This window comes from Vibrio comitans (genome assembly GCA_024346835.1).
Lineage (GTDB): Bacteria > Pseudomonadota > Gammaproteobacteria > Enterobacterales > Vibrionaceae > Vibrio > Vibrio comitans.
In genome coordinates this window covers 1,204,530-1,223,402 of sequence record AP024867.1, presented here as the reverse complement: position 1 = coordinate 1,223,402, position 18,873 = coordinate 1,204,530, and the positions used below count along the sequence as shown (strand labels likewise).

The following is an 18,873-nucleotide window of genomic DNA, read 5'->3' as shown; positions in this document are numbered from 1 at the left end:
ATCTCTCTAGAATGGCACTTCCACTTGTACGTGGAAAACATCTTCGTGACGTTCATGCCATTGATAATCGAGTCGAACTCGTGGCTCGTTTTTCTCACCGATACCCACACTTAGTTGAACACCGTGCGTTTTGATCCACTCTTCATAAGAGAGTTCATCATCGTTAGTGGTCATTTCATGTGGACGAAAAACGCCCAAACCAAAGAAGCTCTGACTGACCTGCTGAGTTAACAACGGGTCATCTACATTGTCCATCATCCAATCAGACCAGTAGCCCAAGGTTGATGGTTCTTCTTTGATATTGGTTGAAACTAATAAATCATCAACCAATTCGTCAACGGTCTCGATTAGGTTTTCACAAAGGGTAAGCGTAGAGTCAACAAGGACGAGAGAGCGGGTAGGATCGCGATCTGACACACAGGCTTCAGAAGTTCCTGCCATAAAAGTGCCACATACTAGTGCTAGTGTTGTATGTAATCGCGTCACTGCGTTATCAATCCTTGTAAAAAATAGTTTCTGTCATCGCAACGTTAAATATTGCGGTATAACTCCTCATTTTGCAATATTTTGACAACATTTTTACTTGTTAAGTGTTTGATTTCTTGACCTTGTGCAAGCTTTTCTCGTATTTCTGTACTACGAATAGCCACTGTTTCCGGGCAAGCAAGCACATTCCAACGCTTCATTATTTCATCCGCTTTATAAAATTTTGCGAAACTAAACAGGTTGTCCGGCCCCATAACAAAGGTTAACTCAGCTTGCGGATTCTCTTGCTGTATCGCGCTTAACACCTGAAAAGTGGTAACCCCACCCTGCTCTGAGTCTAACCCTTCCTCAATACGTGACAGGGCGACGTTGTTACAGGGAATATCTCCAATGAAAGCCTCTATCATGGAACATCGGACTGAATAATCGAGCATTTGCTTACCCCACGCATGGGCAATACTAGGCACCAATAGCACTTGGTCAAAATGCGCTAAACGCTCAATCACACTCAAATGACCAAAGCTTGGTGGATTAAAGGCACTACCAAATACCGCTATTTTTTTCATGATCGCGTTTCTCTAAGGGTTTGGAAATTGAGACAAAGTTGAATTTGCAATATGATACCAAAAGTTGCCTTTCGATATTTAGGACATTTAGCTCATGGAACAAGAAATTCGCCAAGAGATGCGCGTACTGCCAAGCATCGACGTTGACTTTGAGATTGAACGACGCGTTAACTTTATCAAACGTAAATTGCTGGAATCAGGATGCAAATCTGTCGTTCTCGGCATCAGTGGCGGCGTTGACTCCACTACCTGTGGTCGTCTAGCCCAGCTTGCTGTTGATCAGCTCAACCAAGAAACCAACGACAACTACCAATTTATCGCCGTTCGCCTGCCTTATGGCACTCAAAAAGATGAAGATGAAGCTCAACTCGCGCTCTCTTTCATCAAACCGACACACTCAGTATCGGTTAATATTGCCGACGGCGTAGATGGTTTACACGCAGCTACGGGCGTAGCGCTTCAAGGAACAGGTCTAATGCCAGACTCGGCTGAGAAGATCGATTTCGTAAAAGGTAACGTGAAAGCACGTGCTCGCATGATCGCTCAGTACCAAATCGCGGGATACGTTGGCGGCCTAGTGCTAGGCACTGACCACTCAGCTGAAAACATCACAGGTTTCTACACTAAATTTGGTGATGGTGCTTGTGACCTAGCCCCTCTGTTTGGTTTAAGTAAGCGTCAAGTTCGCCAATTAGCTAATACTTTAGGCGCACCTGAGTTGCTCGTCACTAAGACCCCAACCGCTGATCTAGAAGAGCTAGACCCGCAAAAAGCCGATGAAGATGCACTAAGCGTAAGCTACGATGACATCGATAACTTCTTGGAAGGTAAGCCTTTAGCTGAAGAAGCAAAACAAACGCTTATTGATATTTACAAACGCACACAGCACAAACGCGACCCAATCCCGACGATCTACGATTGATAGCACATACTACAAAAGAAAAAGGCACCGCAAGGTGCCTTTATTGATCATGCATCGGCGTCACGATACAACACAGGAGAACGGGTTTCTAACACACGTACCTCATCCCCGACCTCAATAACCCCTTCGTTCAGGGCAACAAGGTTCATACCAAAGTAGATTGCACCTTTTTCATCAGCGCGGAATCGAGATAATGTCGCGGTAGGCTCTTTTTCGGCCATTTTTTCACCCGTGACTGGATCTATAGAGGTGAGAATGCAGCGCTGACACGTTGAGCCAACCTGAAACTCAACCTCGCCAATAGCAATACGCTCCCAACCGTCTTCTGCAAACGGTTCGACACCGTCTACCACGATGTTGGTTCTAAATTGGGACATGGTTTGTGGATGTGAGGCGCGGCGGTTAAGTTCATCCAGTGAACCTTGAGAAATGACCAATAGCGGATAGGCATCGGCAAAGCTCACTTTTGTTCCTAGCTTTTCTCGGAAGCGATTCGATTCTTCACCACAAAACAGCAGTTGCGCATCGCGACCAATTACTTCGGTGAACCAAGCATTCGCTTTCTCTGTAGTGGTATAAGCAAAGAAGCGGTCACTCCAAATTTTGCATTCGAATTCATCACGGTCAAATTCTTCAATTGCAAGGTGCAAATTCTTGGCACCAGGAGCGCTCAATACAATGCCATTTTCGACCAAGGTACTCTTGATGGTCACCATCTTGGGAAATTTACGCGCCGTCATCATTCGACCTGCAAGATCTGTGACCACGAAGCGACGATCAAAACTGATTCCTTCTAATCCAACCCAGGCTCTAGATTGGGCAATGCCCGATGTTGATTTCACAGGAAATATACTAATGCCCGCTAATTTTGCCTTATCCTTCACTTTATACCCCTAACAGTCTCATTGTTAATGCAATCCGTCTGCATTTTCGCTATTATGCGCCCGCATTCAAGTAACCGTTTGCGTGGCATGAATACCATACCACAAGCTCGGTTTCTTCTAACACCTTTAGGAATATTTTGGCGGGAGCAAAACGATGACCAACTTAACTATTACACGTCCTGATGACTGGCATGTTCACCTTCGTGATGGCGATGTACTAAAAGATACCGTGCGCGACATTAGCCGCTACAATGGTCGTGCCTTGGTTATGCCAAATACCATTCCACCAACAATCAATACTGCGCAAGCAATTGCTTACCAAGCTCGTATCAACGAGCACAATCATAGCGATACCTTCCAGCCTTTGATGTCTCTTTACCTGACAGACAACACGACTAAAGAAGACATCCAAGAAGCAAAAGCTTCTGGTCAAGTGGTTGCATGTAAGCTTTACCCTGCTGGTGCCACAACGAACTCAGACTCTGGCGTTACAGACGCGAAAAAGATTTACCCTGTTCTAGAAGAAATGGAGAAGCAAGGCATTCTGCTTCTTATCCATGGCGAGGTAACTACGCACGATGTTGATATCTTCGACCGTGAAAAAGAGTTCCTAGATACCGTACTAGCGCCTATCGTTAATGACTTCCCTAACCTGAAGATTGTTCTAGAGCACATCACAACAGCCGATGCAGTCGAGTTTGTGAAAAACGCCAACGACAACGTAGCGGCAACGATTACAGCGCATCACTTGATGTACAACCGTAACCACATGCTGGTTGGTGGTATCCGTCCACACTTTTACTGTCTGCCAATCCTAAAGCGCAATACGCATCAAAAAGCGCTAGTTGAAGCTGCAACAAGCGGAAACAAGAAGTTTTTCATCGGTACTGACTCTGCACCTCATGCAAAAGGCCGTAAAGAAACAGCATGTGGCTGTGCAGGCTCTTACACCGCGCACGCAGCGCTTGAGCTTTACGCTGAGGTATTTGAAGCTGAAGGTAAGATTAAGAACCTAGAAGCATTTGCTAGCCACAACGGCCCAGACTTCTACAACCTACCGCGCAACAGCGATACTGTGACTCTAACTAAAACTGAATGGCCTGTAGCAGAAACCATGCCGTTTGGTGACGACATCGTTGTGCCTATCAAAGGTGGCGAAATGATGACTTGGAAAGTCGAGGCTTAATCTCCTCTTTCCGTACTAATTTGAAATAGGGTTGCGTCAATTGGATTGAAGCGACCCTATTTTTTTGACTAGCTAATTAAGCGCTAATCATCTTCATCATGAAGATCACTCCACATTTGCGCACACTTAATGGCGCGCTTCCAGCCAGCATAACGCTTATTTCTTTTTTCACTGTCACATACTGGATTGTATCGAGTTTCAATCTTAGATCTCGCCTCAAGCTCAGACAGATCTTTCCAATACCCTACTGCAAGCCCTGCTAAAAATGCGGCACCTAATGCGGTGACCTCAGTAATTTTCGGTCTTTGTACCTCACAATCTAAAATGTCCGATTGAAACTGCATCAAGAAGTTGTTTTTTGAAGCCCCACCATCAACGCGAAGTTCATGCATTTTAATATTGGCGTCAGCTTGCATCGCCTGTATTACATCGCAGGCTTGATAGGCAATACTTTCTAATGTTGCCCTTACTATATGTTCAGCACTGGTACCGCGAGTTAAGCCCACCATAGTCCCTCGCGCATATGGATCCCAATAGGGTGCTCCGAGACCAGTAAATGCAGGTACCACATAAACGCCATCGGAGGAGTCCACTTTATTGGCAAAATACTCAGAGTCTTTTGATTCGTTTAGCAGCCTGAGTTCATCTCTAAGCCACTGTACCGAAGCACCCGCCATAAACACAGCGCCTTCCAATGCATAACAAGGTTCCCCTTTTGCATTGCATGCAAGCGTGGTAAGCAAACCATGTTTTGACGTTACTTTGGTTTGGCCAGTATTCATCAAAAGAAAGCACCCCGTGCCATAGGTATTTTTCGCTTGCCCTGGATCAACGCTACAATGGCCAAAAAGTGCGGCTTGCTGATCACCTGCGATGCCCGCCACCGGGATCTTCAATCCTCCATCTTCGCCAATACAGGTCTCACCGAATAGGCCCGAAGAAGGTTTTACCTCAGGTAGCATGGATCTAGGAATATCCAACAACTCTAAAATTTTCTCATCCCACTCGAGATTGTTGATGTTAAACATCATGGTACGTGAGGCGTTGGTATGATCGGTTGCGTGTACCTTGCCGTGAGTCAACTTCCATAGTAGCCAAGTGTCGACTGTCCCAAACAGCAGTTTCCCCTTATCTGCAAGGTCTCTCGCTCCAGGGACGTTATCTAGAATCCATTTTATCTTGGTCGCAGAAAAGTAAGGGTCTAATACTAAGCCGGTCGCTTTTTGTATGTACTCCTCCCAGCCTTGCCCTTTAAGTTGTTCACACATTTGGCTCGTTCGGCGGCATTGCCAAACAATAGCGTTATAAACGGGTTTACCTGTTTCTTTATTCCAGACTACGGTGGTTTCACGCTGGTTGGTAATACCAATCGCAGCCACTTGTTCCGCTTTGATAGAAAGCTTATCGAGAACATCAATGAGAGTAGAGCGCTGTGATGAATAGATTTCTAGAGGGTCATGCTCTACCCAACCCGCTTCTGGGTAATACTGAGTAAACTCACGTTGAGAGGTGGCTATGATATTTGCTTGAGCATCAAAGACTACTGCTCTTGAGCTAGTAGTGCCTTGGTCGAGGGCAACAATGTAAGAGCCTGTGGCCATGGGTATTCCTATCAGTACTAATTGTGTGGAATCAAATTAACTATAGATAGGTTGGCACAAAAAAAGAAATGTTGGTGTGATTCATATTAGAAATCTAAAGAAAACACATACTCCTTATTTATCAATACTTTATTTAAAATTAAAACAGAAAGCACGCAGTCATTTGTAGCCTTCCATGTTTCAATAGTGAGTTCACTTTTAATTCCAATAACTAGTACAAAATGAACCAGCAGCTCACTAGGAGCTACTGTTTCCTTCGAAACTGGAGTGTAATTGGTACACCTATCCGTCTTTATTGATCACTTTGTTAGCCTGGTCTTAATTCAACATTAAGTTAAGGAATCGATATGCGCTATCAGTGCTGATGCAATCCCAAACCATTGGTATTGAGTTGACCTGATGACATCAAATACTGCACAAAGGTATCTCTTTCCATGTCCATAGCATCTGAAAAATCAATACTTTGATAACTATCCCACTCGGATAACTTCTGACTAATGTTCGATGAAGAGTCGAACTCCGTGAGTTGCAAAGTTAACCTTTGATACTGTTTACGAATACTATAGCGGTATGGAATCGACTGCGATTTCAGCCAGTCAATTTCCACTTCAAACTCTCCGATTGTTCCTTGATATACTTCTACTTCCCCAAACTCAGAGTCCTTCAACTCCTTCAAGTTGAGACTTTGTAACCAAACAGAAGGAATGACTTCCGATACCTGCTCCCAACTGCTAGCAAGGCTTAACGCTCTGAGATCTCCTCGATTGTAATAAAGGCTTTTTCTGTGGCTAGGGAAATGTCGATAAAAGACATGCCTGCCATCTTTTCTTTGTACCCAATGCTCAATGATATTCTGTTCGGGTACTTCTCTCACTACATGGCCTTCGAAAATTGAGAATATCAGCTCAGAACGATTCACTTGAAAGCCCAACTGATCTCTAATCTCATATTTTGCAGAAAGATTTGGCGTATGCAATTCAGCGCAAACACTGAATGAAAGAAAAAGGAATAAAGTAATAAGATATTGCACGGTAATTTCCAAGGAAGACTGTTTGAAAAAGTCCGGAGCCTAAGCTCCGGAACTATTTATTGTTTCAGAGCGATTTCAGCATTCTCTATAAGATTGCCGGCTCTTTCCATTATGTTGAAGATAGTATTTTGCTCTAGTACGCCACGCACTTGTTCCGCACCCGGACCTGTAGCCCAAATACCCACATCTTCCCCTGCGTGAGTTTCTACAAACATTGGAACGGTCGCTTGTTGAAGATACTTATCTGCAGTCACATCCTCTTGAGTACCTGGATGTTTTCTGCCATTTTCGTCAAATGTACCTTTGCTACCTACAAGGGGTATATCTAATCCTTTGCCGCCATTGATACTGTTCGCGTAATGAACAGAGGTAAATGGATAACCATCGTCCGCCAATACCAGTTCATCATTAACGTCATGGACTAAGCCCAGGATATGGTTGCCACGTTTAGGTTGACCGCCTAAGGTAAACGTATGTGAGTGGTCCGCTGTAACGATAATTAGGGTTTCATCCGCTTGGCTTTCCGTCATTTCAATGGCTTTCTCTACTGCTTTGGTAAATGCCATGAAGTCGTAGAGGGAGTTTTTAGTGCTGCCGAAGTGGTGTCCATGGTCAATACGTCCACCTTCTACCATTAAGAAGAAGCCTTCCTCGGTATTCTTTTGCAGAACTTTAAGCGCCGCTTCAGTCATGTCCGACAGTGACGGCTCTTCTGTATCCTCTTCTCGATGCAGGTCAAATGCATGATAGTCACCACTAAATAGCCCTAACAAACTATCAGTTTTAGTGAAATCAATCCCTGCCAGTTCGTTCTTGTTTTCAATAAATTGACCAGTTGGATTGTTCTCCAACCAAAGAGCCGTTAAATCTTCATCTTCACGCTTTCCTTCTGGAAATAGGCCGCCTTCATTCTCAATAAAGTAATTGAGCCCACCGCCTAATATTACATCCATACCAGATGGCAGTTCTGTTTGAATACCTGCAAAACCCTCTGAGTATTTGCTTTGATAATTAATCAGCTGTTTTGCGAGATCATCACCACAGATATTGTCAGCAGCAGTATCATATTCCCAATTTCGATTTGGCACAGCGCCATAGGTCCCTGCTGGTGTTGCATGAGTCACAGTAGTGGTCGTTACTACGCCAGTGGATTTGCCAGCCATTTTTGCAAGATCAAGGGCGGTAACAAGTTGGTTATTCTGATAATCGTCACAGTAATCATCACCTCCAACATAATGAACCTCCTCATCCATGCCCAATACAGCTTGACGGTTTTTTACCCCCGTCATCATTGCTGTCATCGTTCCAGCAGAGTCAGGAGTTTGAGCATCTGCATTGTAGGTTTTGGAAAAAGCAGTATGCGGGAATGTTTCAAAGATAACTTTATGGTCTTCACCAAGCCCTCCTTGTACTTGACCCTCTAAAATACGACCCGCGGTAACCGTTGAGATTCCCATTCCGTCACCAACAAATAGGATGATGTTTTTGGCTTTACCTAGTTGAGAGTTTTGTGCAGTTTCCATTTCTGTATGGATATTAGAAATGCGCTCAGCTTCTGGTGTAAACCAAGAATTTACCTTTGCTGTATCAGATACAACTGGCTCTCCAAGGGTCCAACCGTAATCAGGACCATCTCCCTTCCCATCATCAGGAGAGTTGGAGGAATTAGACGATTTACAACCTGCTAGAATTAGTGCAGAAGTCATGGCCAAAGCAAGAGTTTTATATTTCATAGTGTTGCCCTTAATTGGATCTATATTGTTGTGCACCAAGCTCTGCAGCTTGATTAATCGCGTGGAAGATTGATTGTTGCTCTGAGGTACCGCGCACGAGATAACTTCTTGGGCCGGTCGCAAAAACAGGGACGTCTTCGCCTGCCGAAGTGGATTCTTGGAGTGGTACCGTTGCTTGCTGTTGATAGTCAAGCGCTTCAGTATCGGAAAACTCTGGGTTTAAACGATCGCCATTTTCATCTCTAGAAACAAAAGCTCCTGGACCATTAGCATAACCAAGCGTGGTATATCCTGGACCATCAATAGTGTCGACGATCCCATCTAACCCTTGCCCATCATAGCTTTCAGAAATGCCTAAAATAGGATTGCCTCGTTGAGGATAGCCTGCAAAAGAAAGCGTATAAGAATGATCTGCAGCTACAACCACAAGAGTGTCTTCGAGAATGCCATGGTCAGACAGATAAGTAATTGTGCTCTGAACGGCATCACCTAAAGCTATAGTCTCAGTTAGAGCCCTAGCCGCTGTTCCTGTTTGATGCCCATGCGCAATGCGACTAGCGGAAACGCTTAACAAGAAACCATTATCTTGGCTACGTTCGTTATTAGCCAACAACTCTAGCGCCGCCTCAGTCATCTCTGACAATGTAGGTTCGAGACTCGTGTCCTTATCAAACTCATAATTTAAGTGGCTTTCGTTGAACAACCCAAGTATGCGATCTGAATTAGAAAAGTCCGTATCTAGGAATGCTTGCTTCGAGTCTATATAAGCTGCATCTTCGCCAAATCGCTCTACCCAATCTTTGGTTAAATCGGTATTAGCTCGAACACCACCTTGTGGTTTTGGTAAGAACTCTCGACTACCACCGCCTAAAACAACGTTGATAGGTGCAGCTTCATGAACTAACTGATAAGCAATGTCTGAAACTTTACCATTGCACTCTCCTGACACCGCAGACTCCCAATCGCGGTTAGAAGTGTGTGCGTAAAGAGGTGCAGCGCTAGCATGAGTCACACGACCAGTAGAGACCAAACCTGTCGCCATTCCTTTGTGCGTGGCTAACTCGATAAGTGTGTGCAACTGTTCATTATCGATATCACAATCACCACGTTCGACGTTATCGGTTAAACCCATAACTCCAGCTTTAGTCTTAACACCAGTGGTCATGGCAGTCATGCTCGCTGCAGTATCTGCGATTTGTTGGTTGGTGTTGTAAGTTTTTAAAAGGCCAGTGTCGGAAAATCGTTCGAAAGAAAGAATATTTTCTTCACCATGATCGCCGCGCAGTTGTCCCTCATGAATTCGAGCAGCCGTTAGTGTCGTCGGCCCCATTCCATTGGCAAAAAATACAACGACATTTTTAGCAGCGTACGTTGGAGACTGCACTAATTGTTGATCGAGTTGTTGTTCGGCACTTTGATACCAATCGCTATTAACTTGATTGTCCGGCAACAAGGATGCACTAACCGTGGTAGCGGCTAATGCAAGCGAAATAGAGAGGGTGAGCCCCTTGATTTTTAGCATTTCTATAACCTTAGATGTTGTTGATTATGTACGCTCTAAACAACTTGAGCGATGCGCATAATCTAGAAATGCTGGATGTCAGATATGTGAAATAGTCCTCTCACTACTTCATTGAGATATCTCTCTTTGCTCTAAAAAAACCTAAATCATGGCCTAAACGAAATAGATGAAGAGGCTAGCTTAAGTTGATAACGAGACCTTGCATCTCGAGCGTCTCGTTGAGAATCAAATAGGTAGGCTTGTGCGAGTTCACCAAGCTCGTCTATGAGAATCTCTTTCACTTTGTTTCGATTGAGATCTAAGCTCTTTGCCTTTAAACCATGTTTTTTCAATTCTTCTATGGTTCTATCTGTACCGTTATATCGATGCATGATATCGGCCAATTGGGCGCCAGCTATTGTGTCAGGACGCATCTTAGAGGGGTTGATATAAGGCTCATCGCCCATCTGTTTTCGCTTGGCATACCAGTAATAATAAAACAAAGGTGTTTTCGCCATAGGTATTTCTATTCCTTTCACAAATAGCCTACGATTCTTTAGATCAAACTCTAAGCTGTCTTCTCGCTGACTGATTTGAAGGGCTATCTCGAAGGAGTCATACCTTCCATAAGCTAGTTCAAACCACGCTAATTGGTTAGGATCCATCTTGGATAGTTGCTGCTTAAGTTCTTTACTTAAACTATCAGGCTTAACATTCATGAGTTTTTCCTCACAAGAGGTAACCGACGGTAAAAGGCAAGTCGCTCGCCAAATTAACCCAATAGATGTTGCCGAAAATAAGAAATAACAGAATAAAGTTTTAGCTTGAAATTGGTGCAAAAAGACGAAATGAAAGCCGATGTCTATATTATCCAAAGTAAAAACTAGATTGTAATGACGCCCTGAAATTGCAGGGTAGTCAATCGCCTCAACGACGACAATACTTTGTGTAATAACACCGATTAACCAAGCTGTATGCTCGAACACCAGTGGGTCTTGCTCCAATGAATTTCGGATATGGAATAGTAAGTCGGAAACACTTTGGTACGACTTAGAAATCAAGACAAGATCATTGGAATAAGTAGCTAATTGCTCAATAATCTGCGTCTCAACGCTTTGGGAAGAAAAATAGCCTATTAGAAAGACAATCAATAATGAAGCAAGTAATCCCAAAGCAAACGGAGTGAAGGCACTACTGTTTGGTCGAATCATAACTTCTCATTTCTCTTAACTGCTGTTTTAACATGGCATTGAGCCTATAAGCGACCCCCGCAGGAACTGACCTATGTACATACCAAGAACCTAATAACGCACGATCATTGATAAGCTGCGTATGCTCATAGTTCTCAATTGAATTAAGAGAAGCAAAAGGCATTATTGTAATGTCGCCCCTATCAAAAGCTTGCTGCATTGTTCCTCGATTACTGAAGAGTTGAATGTCTAAAGTTTTAGGATCGAGCCCCAAGTGAAGCAGATAACTAACTGGCTCTAGATACCCTGATTGACTTTTTTCATCATTGAGCAAGCCAATAGAAACTGTCTGAAACAGAGAAGGACTTATGGGTTGTGAACTCACCCAATAAATATAGTAAGTGGGAAGCGTTAATAACTCTGTGTAAAAGCTTTGAAAGCCCGGTAAAGCGCTGCTCATCAAATAATCACGTGAGAATACCAGCGAGAAAGGCTCGGTAGATAAGTGATTTGCGCTAATATTGCTTCTTGGTAAGTGACTCGTAACAACCTGCGAGTATTGACTATCAATAAGCAATACATCACATAAATAGGCGTTAAAACGTTCTGTATCCATAGCTACAGGAGTATAAATTTGAAACACCCTAGTCCCGGTAGGCTGTGAGACATCACATTTATAATTAAACCGATGCTCAAGTGGTACGGAAGAGACTGTATGCTGGGACGAAAAGTAGATCAGAACCCCCACTAAAGTAAAAATCAGTAAGGAAAAAATGCTGTAACGATAGTAATGCTGACGTTTCACTATGACTCCTAAAAAGCGAGCCAAAGATAGTATGATCCAATCATTGCATGCGTATGACACTGTTTCCTATTGAGAGCACCTAATGAAGGCAAACCCACCGCTTAATGCACCAAAATTGATCGTATGCACTAAATAGCTATTCATAATGGTGCATTACTTGAATTTCACCCATCAAAAGCTATAACAAACAAAGGCTTGTAATGTGGCTTGGTTATTGCACATTAATAGCATCCCCATAAAAATAACAAGGAAGTGTCGCAATGCAAGATACATTAACCGTCATTTTGGCTGGTGGAATGGGCTCCCGCCTCGCACCGTTGACTCAAGATAGGGCAAAACCGGCTGTGCCCTTTGGTGGAAAATATCGAATCATCGATTTCACCCTGAGCAACTGTCTGCACTCGGGACTCCGCCGCCTTCTGGTTCTCACCCAGTACAAATCTCATTCGCTACAAAAACATTTGCGCGATGGATGGTCGATATTTAATCCAGAACTTGGAGAGTACATCACCGCCGTCCCCCCACAAATGCGCAAGGGCGAGACTTGGTACGAAGGCACCGCTGATGCTATCTACCAAAATCTATGGCTGCTTTCCCGAAGCGAAGCGAAACATGTTGTCGTGCTGTCTGGCGACCACATCTATCGTATGGACTACAAACCCATGCTCAAGCAACACAAAGAAACGGGTGCGGCGCTTACTATCGCTTGTATGGAAGTGCCTGTAGAAGAAGCCAGTGCCTTTGGTGTCATGGATACCGCTCCTAACAAGCAAATCATCTCCTTTTTAGAAAAGCCAGCCGATCCCCCTACTTTGGCTGATGACCCTACGAAAAGTTTGGCTTCTATGGGAATCTACATCTTTAGCATGGACGCGCTCGTAGAAGCGCTAGAGCAAGACGCTGCCATTGATGCCTCTAGCCATGACTTTGGTCACGATATCATTCCGAAGCTTATCGATACCGAGGGCGTCTATGCATATCGCTTTGGTTCTGAAGAAGGACGTGTTTCTCAAGATGCGTACTGGAGAGATGTGGGTACAATCGACTCTTTCTATCAAGCCAATATGGATTTACTGGATCCCGTTCCACCTATCGACTTGTATCAAGATGACTGGGGAATTCGTTCGTACGAGCGTCAGCGTCCACCATCAAGAACCGTACCTTCAGTTACAGGTAATCAAGGTATCTCCATTAACTCTATTGTGGCAAATGGCGTGGTGATCAGTGGTGGTTCCGTTCAGCGTTCTATTCTGTCGTCAAATGTAAAAGTGGGTGATGGTGCAACCATCATTAATAGTATTTTGTTTGATGAGGTAAAAATCGGTGAGCACTGCGAGTTAAAAAACTGCATTATAGACAAACACGTAGTGGTACCTGATGGTACGAAGATTGGTTACGATTACCAACTGGACAGTGAGCGATTCACTATTTCAGAACAAGGTATTGTTGTCGTTCCTGAAGGCTATATCTTCGAATAGTGCTTTACCAAATTAGTCCTTGGGGATCTTGCTCGACTTCTTCAAATAACTGATGCAGTTGGTTTCCAAGGCGCTCTATTGAAGGGTGGGTATGCCACCCTTCAAACATCTCATATTGATCTCTATGCGCGACCAAAAGCGTCCATCGCTGATCACGTAATAGTATTTTGGCAACTAAATATCGATAGTCCGCATGTTGAGAGTCGAGTTTAAATTGAGAGTGATAAAACTGAATTCCATTGTCTACCAATTCAAATTCCGCCTTCCCTAGATCGACACACACACTATGGTTGCGTGAATGGCACGCATCAGAGGCAAATTTTACTAATTGGTGCTGCTCCAATTCAGATAACTCCATCTAATACCTCATCTTTTTTTATCGTAATCTTCTAAACTAGATAATACGGCATACAGTGATACAGATTCTCCATTTATGTCACAGTTCTGTAACACAACCGTCTTACTCTGTTGCGATAGATACAATTATAGTTTGAAGAAGGAAACTTATGTTTAGAGTGATTCTCACGGCACTGATGTGCCTGACTCTTGGTACAGTTAAAGCAAATGCAGCACAAATCAATGTCAGTGGTTCGACATCAGTTGCGCGTGTAATGGATATATTAGCTGAGAACTTTAATAAAACTCACGATGAAACCTATATTGCCGTCCAAGGTGTGGGTTCTACTGCCGGCGTTGCTTTAGTGAGAAACGACGTTGCTGAAATTGGCATGAGCTCTCGCATGCTCACTGAGCGTGAGTACCAGGATAACCTTGTTGTTAAACAGTTCGCTTACGACGGACTTGCAGTTGTGGTTAATCAGCAAAACGCTGTGCAAAACATCACTCGAGACCAACTTTATAAAATCTATACTGGAAAGATCACTAACTGGAAAGAGTTGGGTGGAGACGACAGAGCGATTGCAGTCGTCACACGCGAGGTTTCTTCTGGTTCTCGTTATGCATTTGAAGACCAAATTGGTTTGTCTCGTGTGCTGAACGACCGCCGAGTATCGACTATCAGCCCTTCAGCACTTGTGGTAAGCACCAACAGCATGATGAAGACACTGATCAGTGACAATCAGCAAGCCATTGGCTTTATTAGCATGGGCTCTATCGATGCCTCTGTTAAGCCACTTAATTTTGATGGTGTAGTACCAAACTCCATAAACCTTCTAAACAAAGAGTACGACCTAGCGCGTCCATTCTTGATCTTCTACCATCAAGATCTTGAAGACAAAACTGCTCTTAAGTTTGCTCAGTACGTCACTTCAAAAGAAGCTCGCTCAATCATTGAGAATCAAGGCTACACCCCCTATGAAGAGCAAGACTAAGCAATGCTCATAAACAAGAAGGGCCAAGCGTAAGCTTGGCCCTTCTTTTAAATCGTATCAATTAGAAGTACAGTCGAATAACCGATTCAGCGATACAAGCAGGTCTGCGAACACCTTCGATCTCTACTTTCAATTCACGGGTTATTTCCAATCCCTTTTGAATAGGAACCACTTTAACCAGGCTACTACGAGCGCGAATATTACTGCCAACTCTTACTGGGTAAGGAAAACGAACACTGTTCATTCCCATATTTACAGTCACTTTTGCTGTAGGAAATAGCGGCTTGTCTGGATCGACCGCATCTGACAATCTAGGCAATAGCGCTAGGGTCAAGAAGCCATGAGCAATCGTCGTTTTGAAAGGTGACTCTTGTTCTGCTCTTTCTGGATCAGTGTGAATCCATTGCATGTCTTCAGTCACTTTACCAAACGCATCAACACGTTCTTGATCGATGCTAAACCATTCGCCGATATGAAGCTCTTCGCCAATTTTTCCAGACAGTTCATTGTACAAAGCCTCGGCTTCAGGCTTCATTTCAATGGTGTCTTTGACTGGATTTTCTACTTCTTCATTGACAGCAGGCTTATGAAAGTCTCTACCCCAAGAGCGGAAAAGGTGCTGTGCGTGCGCACGGTTCACCAACTCACTCCAATATTCTCGAAGTGATGGGGACATCCTATCCATAAACTCCATATGGTGTCTCGTAAGATTCCCACGTTTGTGTTTAAGAATATCAACAACTTTCATGCATGCTCCAGTGAAGCTTTAAATAGCCAAAACGCGCCAATTTTGAACTAAATCACACTTTAACTCAACCAGTGATTGTCCACTCGACAGTAAAATACCAATGAAAACTTCGATTTACCCCTAATTATGCACATCTTTCGCTCAGGATTGAAATAATTATGAAACACATTTGATGTAAATGAAACTAGGATTTTTACTTAATCTTTCATAGGTTTCCGGGTTTATTTCTGCGATTGCGGGTGAAGCCTTGCCTTCTGAAACCGCAGAAACTAATAAATTTGCAGAAAAGATAGATCCAAACAAATCTTGCAGGCTTCTGCGATAATAACTTACCTCTACCGGTTCGCCTATGGTGTCCCACTCTTCAGTTATACGCTCAGTAGCGAAATAGTTACCACTTGGAGAGACCTCAAAATCATTGATTGGATGATGTGTAGAGAATAGGAACTGCCCACCGGGCTTTAGTACTCGCTTTACTTCTTTAAACAAAGTGGTTAGATCTTCTAAGTAGTGAATGACTAATGGCGCAATCACCCAATCATACATACCCTCTTTTTCACTTGGTAGGCCCTCACCAAGATCTTGAGCATAGGCATGAAAAGGCATTGCATTCACTTTAGCAAGCTCAACCATCTCTTCGGATAAATCAATACAAGTAACAATACCGCCTTTACTCTGAATATCTTTTGCATGCTCCCCAGATCCGCAACCCAAATCGAGTACCTTTTGACCCGACTGGACATCCATCATAGCTAAGATGGAAGGCCTTTCTAAAAGCGCGTTATAAATATTGTTCTGTACAACGTCCGCATACTCATCTGCGAACTTGGTATACATAGGATTACTCACGTCACTATTTCCTCAAAGAATTCAACTTAGCTTGTGCAATACCATATATTGTATCTATAGGATAACTGCCTTCATCCGAAGCAATACCCGCATCCTTGCCAGTAAATAATTTGATGGCCTCAGAGACATGCCCTATAGCCCAAATATGAAACTCACCTTTTTCTACGGCTTCTACAATGTCAAAGCGCAGCATTAGGTTTTGAACGTTAGATTTTGGAATGATCACCCCTTGAGTTGCACTTCTTCCTTTAATTTTACAAACGTCGAAGAACCCTTCAATTTTCTCGTTAACACCACCGATAGGCTGTGCTTCCCCAAATTGGTTCATTGAGCCTGTAATAGCGATATCTTGGCGATTAGCTTGTTTTGAAAACGCTGAAACCACAGCGCAAAACTCCGCCATACTAGCGCTATCACCATCAACACCACCATAGGACTGTTCAAACGTAATATTAGTCGTCAGTGGGATCTTAGCCGTTTTACCAAATACTGAAGAAAGGTAAGCGGTTAATATCATCACCCCCTTGGAGTGAATACTTCCCCCAAGGTCAACATTGCGCTCAATATCGATCACCTCACCAGTGCCGTAGGAAGTTGTTGCTGTAATGCGATTTGGTGCACCAAACATATGATCACTAGTGCTTAGCACTGATAAAGCATTAACCTGCCCTACCGCTTCACCATGGGTATGAATTAATGTTGTGCCATTAACGAAGGTTTCCATTACGCTCTCTTGCAAACGACTTACCCTAGACAGTTGATTTAATAGTGCTTTTTCAACGTGCGTAGCTCGGATAATGTTTGCTCTAGCGGATCTCGCAATGTAGTTGGCTTCGCGAAGAAGATTCGCGATATTCGCAGAGTGCAAAGAAATCTTGTTCTGATCACCTGCTCGTCTAGAACTGTGCTCAATAATTCGAGCGATGGCCTTTTTATCGCAATGCAGCAGCTTGTTGTCGTGAACAATACTGGAGATAAAGCGAGTGTAATGAAGCTCAGAATCCGTATCGCGCTTCATCTCATCTTCAAAATCAGCCGTCACTCTAAATAGTTCGGCAAACTCTGGATCGTAGTGCTGGAGAAGTTGATAAGTGCGGTAATCACCAAATAGGATAATTTTCACATCCAGTGGAATAGGCTCAGGATCTAGAGAAACGGCTCCTGTCATTGTCACTTGTTTTTCTAAGGCAGTTAAGCTCAATTCTCGGGATCTCAGTGCACGTTTCAGGCCATCCCATACATAGGGTTGCTCTAATACCTTCACCGCATCCATCAACAACACACCACCATTGGCTTTATGCAAAGCGCCCGGACGAATTAGAGAGAAATCCGTAAACACGGTTCCTTTAAACGTCGCAGTTTCCACATGTCCAAACAGTGAATGATAGTTCGGGCTTTCTTCCACAATAATCGGCAGGTCGTCTTTTGGCTGAGAAACCAATACGTTAACCTTGTAACGGCGAGGAAGATTTTTATCTAACGATGCCGTCGCAATTTCCCCTTGCTCATTGCTATCTTCAAGAAAGATATCTACATTCTCAACAATGTCCGCCTGCAGTTCAGCAAGGTGCTGCTTTACTTCAGGATGCTTCTTGTATTTTGCTTTTAGCTCTTTAATAAAATGGCCTAAGACATCAAGGGTCACATCCGAGTTTAGCTTCTGAATTTTATCTGAGTATTGCTCTTCCCATTCCGTTAAGTCACGGATGATATGACGCAATGAAACCTCAAGATTATCAATTGTCTTTTCAAAATTCGCTTGCGTCTTTTTATCGAGTTGTTCGAATGCTTCTTCGGTGTACGGTTCTTCGCCATTGAGCGCAACAAACTGATAATCTCCTTGCGTAGTGATAGAGAGGCTAATGCTCTTCTCTTTCGCTTCTTTAGTCAGGTGCTCCAAGGCGCTATTTTGTTTATTGGCGAGCTGATTCTTTAGACGGTCTGCTCTCGAAAAATACATCTCATTGTCAAACGCTAGGGGGATGGCTTTTAACAATTTAGTCATCAGTTTTTCAATATCACCACGAAGGCTCTGCCCTACACCTCGTGGCAGTTTTAACACTTTTGGTACGCGGATATCTTCAAAGTTTGCGACATAGCACCAATCATAAAGCTCATGAAGATCAAAGGGATGCCGTTTGAGGTAGCGCAATATCATGGTGCGCTTGCCTAAACCATTTCGACCAATAGCGTATATGTTGTAACCCTTTTCGCGGATAGACATGGCAAACTCAACCGCAGATTGTGCTCGCTCTTGTCCTACGATTTCATCGATGGGTGGAATGTCTTTGGTTGATTTACATGGAAATGCGTCGAGATCAGCTTCTCGATAAAGCGCTTTTGAAGATAGAGAAGATGTAGCCATAGTCACCTCAATGTGAAAAATGGTGAAAAGAGAGATGGATTTTCTAGCCATCGAATCTCTGGAGCGTGATATTGCTGGGACCTACTGAATGGGTATCCAATCCCTTTTGATGCAACCAGTACTATCAGTGTAATACTGATTTGAAATAGTTAGTGTGACAAATAATGCTATTGGCCGACAAGCGGCCAATAGTTAAAC

At 43.5% G+C, this 18,873-nt stretch carries 17 protein-coding genes; 4 read left to right on the top strand and 13 right to left on the bottom strand.

Annotation, left to right across the window (positions count from 1 at the left end):
- Nucleotides 1-6: 6 nt before the first annotated feature.
- The gene (locus tag OCU46_RS18895; RefSeq protein ID WP_141271186.1) at nt 7-441 is read right to left on the bottom strand and encodes a hypothetical protein; all 435 of its coding nucleotides are present in this window, start codon (nt 439-441) and stop codon (nt 7-9) included.
- 89 nt (nt 442-530) lie between these two features.
- A complete protein-coding gene (locus OCU46_RS18890; RefSeq protein WP_141271187.1) occupies nt 531-1,052 on the bottom strand; it encodes a nicotinate-nicotinamide nucleotide adenylyltransferase in 522 nt (173 codons plus the stop codon).
- Between the two features lie 94 nt (nt 1,053-1,146).
- Here OCU46_RS18890 and nadE point away from each other — a divergent pair, with 94 nt between their 5' ends.
- Nucleotides 1,147-1,974: an ammonia-dependent NAD(+) synthetase gene (nadE, locus tag OCU46_RS18885; RefSeq protein ID WP_141271188.1), complete on the top strand. Its 828-nt coding sequence runs from the start codon at nt 1,147-1,149 to the stop codon at nt 1,972-1,974.
- A gap of 47 nt (nt 1,975-2,021) precedes the next feature.
- Here nadE and OCU46_RS18880 read toward each other — a convergent pair whose 3' ends face one another.
- Nucleotides 2,022-2,858 carry an MOSC domain-containing protein gene (locus OCU46_RS18880; RefSeq protein WP_141271189.1) on the bottom strand — a complete coding sequence of 279 codons (837 nt, stop codon included), beginning with the start codon at nt 2,856-2,858 and terminating at the stop codon, nt 2,022-2,024.
- 154 nt (nt 2,859-3,012) lie between these two features.
- On the opposite strand from OCU46_RS18880, the gene pyrC reads away from it, so the two are divergent.
- Nucleotides 3,013-4,044, top strand: coding sequence for a dihydroorotase (pyrC, locus tag OCU46_RS18875; RefSeq protein WP_141271190.1), 1,032 nt, complete (start codon nt 3,013-3,015; stop codon nt 4,042-4,044).
- Between the two features lie 83 nt (nt 4,045-4,127).
- On the opposite strand, the gene glpK is transcribed toward pyrC, so the two are convergent.
- From glpK to OCU46_RS18845, 6 genes are all read right to left on the bottom strand, one after another.
- Complete coding sequence (gene glpK / locus OCU46_RS18870; protein ID WP_141271191.1) at nt 4,128-5,645, bottom strand: glycerol kinase GlpK; 1,518 nt, start codon at nt 5,643-5,645, stop codon at nt 4,128-4,130.
- Nucleotides 5,646-6,000: 355 nt separating this feature from the next.
- Complete coding sequence (locus OCU46_RS18865) at nt 6,001-6,675, bottom strand: hypothetical protein (RefSeq protein ID WP_141271192.1); 675 nt, start codon at nt 6,673-6,675, stop codon at nt 6,001-6,003.
- Between the two features lie 56 nt (nt 6,676-6,731).
- A complete protein-coding gene (locus OCU46_RS18860) occupies nt 6,732-8,408 on the bottom strand; it encodes an alkaline phosphatase (RefSeq protein ID WP_141271193.1) in 1,677 nt (558 codons plus the stop codon).
- Nucleotides 8,409-8,418: 10 nt separating this feature from the next.
- A complete protein-coding gene (locus OCU46_RS18855; RefSeq protein WP_141271194.1) occupies nt 8,419-9,930 on the bottom strand; it encodes an alkaline phosphatase in 1,512 nt (503 codons plus the stop codon).
- A gap of 146 nt (nt 9,931-10,076) precedes the next feature.
- Nucleotides 10,077-11,120, bottom strand: a complete 1,044-nt coding sequence (locus OCU46_RS18850; protein WP_141271195.1) for a hypothetical protein — start codon at nt 11,118-11,120, stop codon at nt 10,077-10,079.
- The gene (locus tag OCU46_RS18845; RefSeq protein WP_141271196.1) at nt 11,101-11,904 is read right to left on the bottom strand and encodes a hypothetical protein; all 804 of its coding nucleotides are present in this window, start codon (nt 11,902-11,904) and stop codon (nt 11,101-11,103) included. The genes OCU46_RS18850 and OCU46_RS18845 overlap by 20 nt, the downstream gene beginning before the upstream one ends.
- 260 nt (nt 11,905-12,164) lie before the next feature.
- Here OCU46_RS18845 and glgC point away from each other — a divergent pair, with 260 nt between their 5' ends.
- Nucleotides 12,165-13,382, top strand: coding sequence for a glucose-1-phosphate adenylyltransferase (glgC, locus tag OCU46_RS18840; protein ID WP_141271197.1), 1,218 nt, complete (start codon nt 12,165-12,167; stop codon nt 13,380-13,382).
- Between the two features lie 4 nt (nt 13,383-13,386).
- On the opposite strand, the gene OCU46_RS18835 is transcribed toward glgC, so the two are convergent.
- The gene (locus OCU46_RS18835; protein ID WP_141271198.1) at nt 13,387-13,740 is read right to left on the bottom strand and encodes a DUF3024 domain-containing protein; all 354 of its coding nucleotides are present in this window, start codon (nt 13,738-13,740) and stop codon (nt 13,387-13,389) included.
- A 148-nt stretch (nt 13,741-13,888) separates the two neighbouring features.
- Between OCU46_RS18835 and OCU46_RS18830 the strand changes: the two genes are divergently transcribed.
- Nucleotides 13,889-14,713, top strand: coding sequence for a phosphate ABC transporter substrate-binding protein (locus tag OCU46_RS18830; RefSeq protein ID WP_141271199.1), 825 nt, complete (start codon nt 13,889-13,891; stop codon nt 14,711-14,713).
- A gap of 61 nt (nt 14,714-14,774) precedes the next feature.
- On the opposite strand, the gene OCU46_RS18825 is transcribed toward OCU46_RS18830, so the two are convergent.
- From OCU46_RS18825 to OCU46_RS18815, 3 genes are all read right to left on the bottom strand, one after another.
- Nucleotides 14,775-15,461, bottom strand: a complete 687-nt coding sequence (locus OCU46_RS18825; RefSeq protein WP_141271200.1) for a MaoC family dehydratase — start codon at nt 15,459-15,461, stop codon at nt 14,775-14,777.
- 156 nt (nt 15,462-15,617) lie between these two features.
- Nucleotides 15,618-16,310: a class I SAM-dependent methyltransferase gene (locus OCU46_RS18820; RefSeq protein WP_141271201.1), complete on the bottom strand. Its 693-nt coding sequence runs from the start codon at nt 16,308-16,310 to the stop codon at nt 15,618-15,620.
- Nucleotides 16,311-16,314: 4 nt separating this feature from the next.
- Entirely contained in the window at nt 16,315-18,675 is a 2,361-nt protein-coding gene (locus OCU46_RS18815; protein WP_141271202.1) for a Lon protease family protein, read from the bottom strand.
- Nucleotides 18,676-18,873 lie beyond the last annotated feature (198 nt).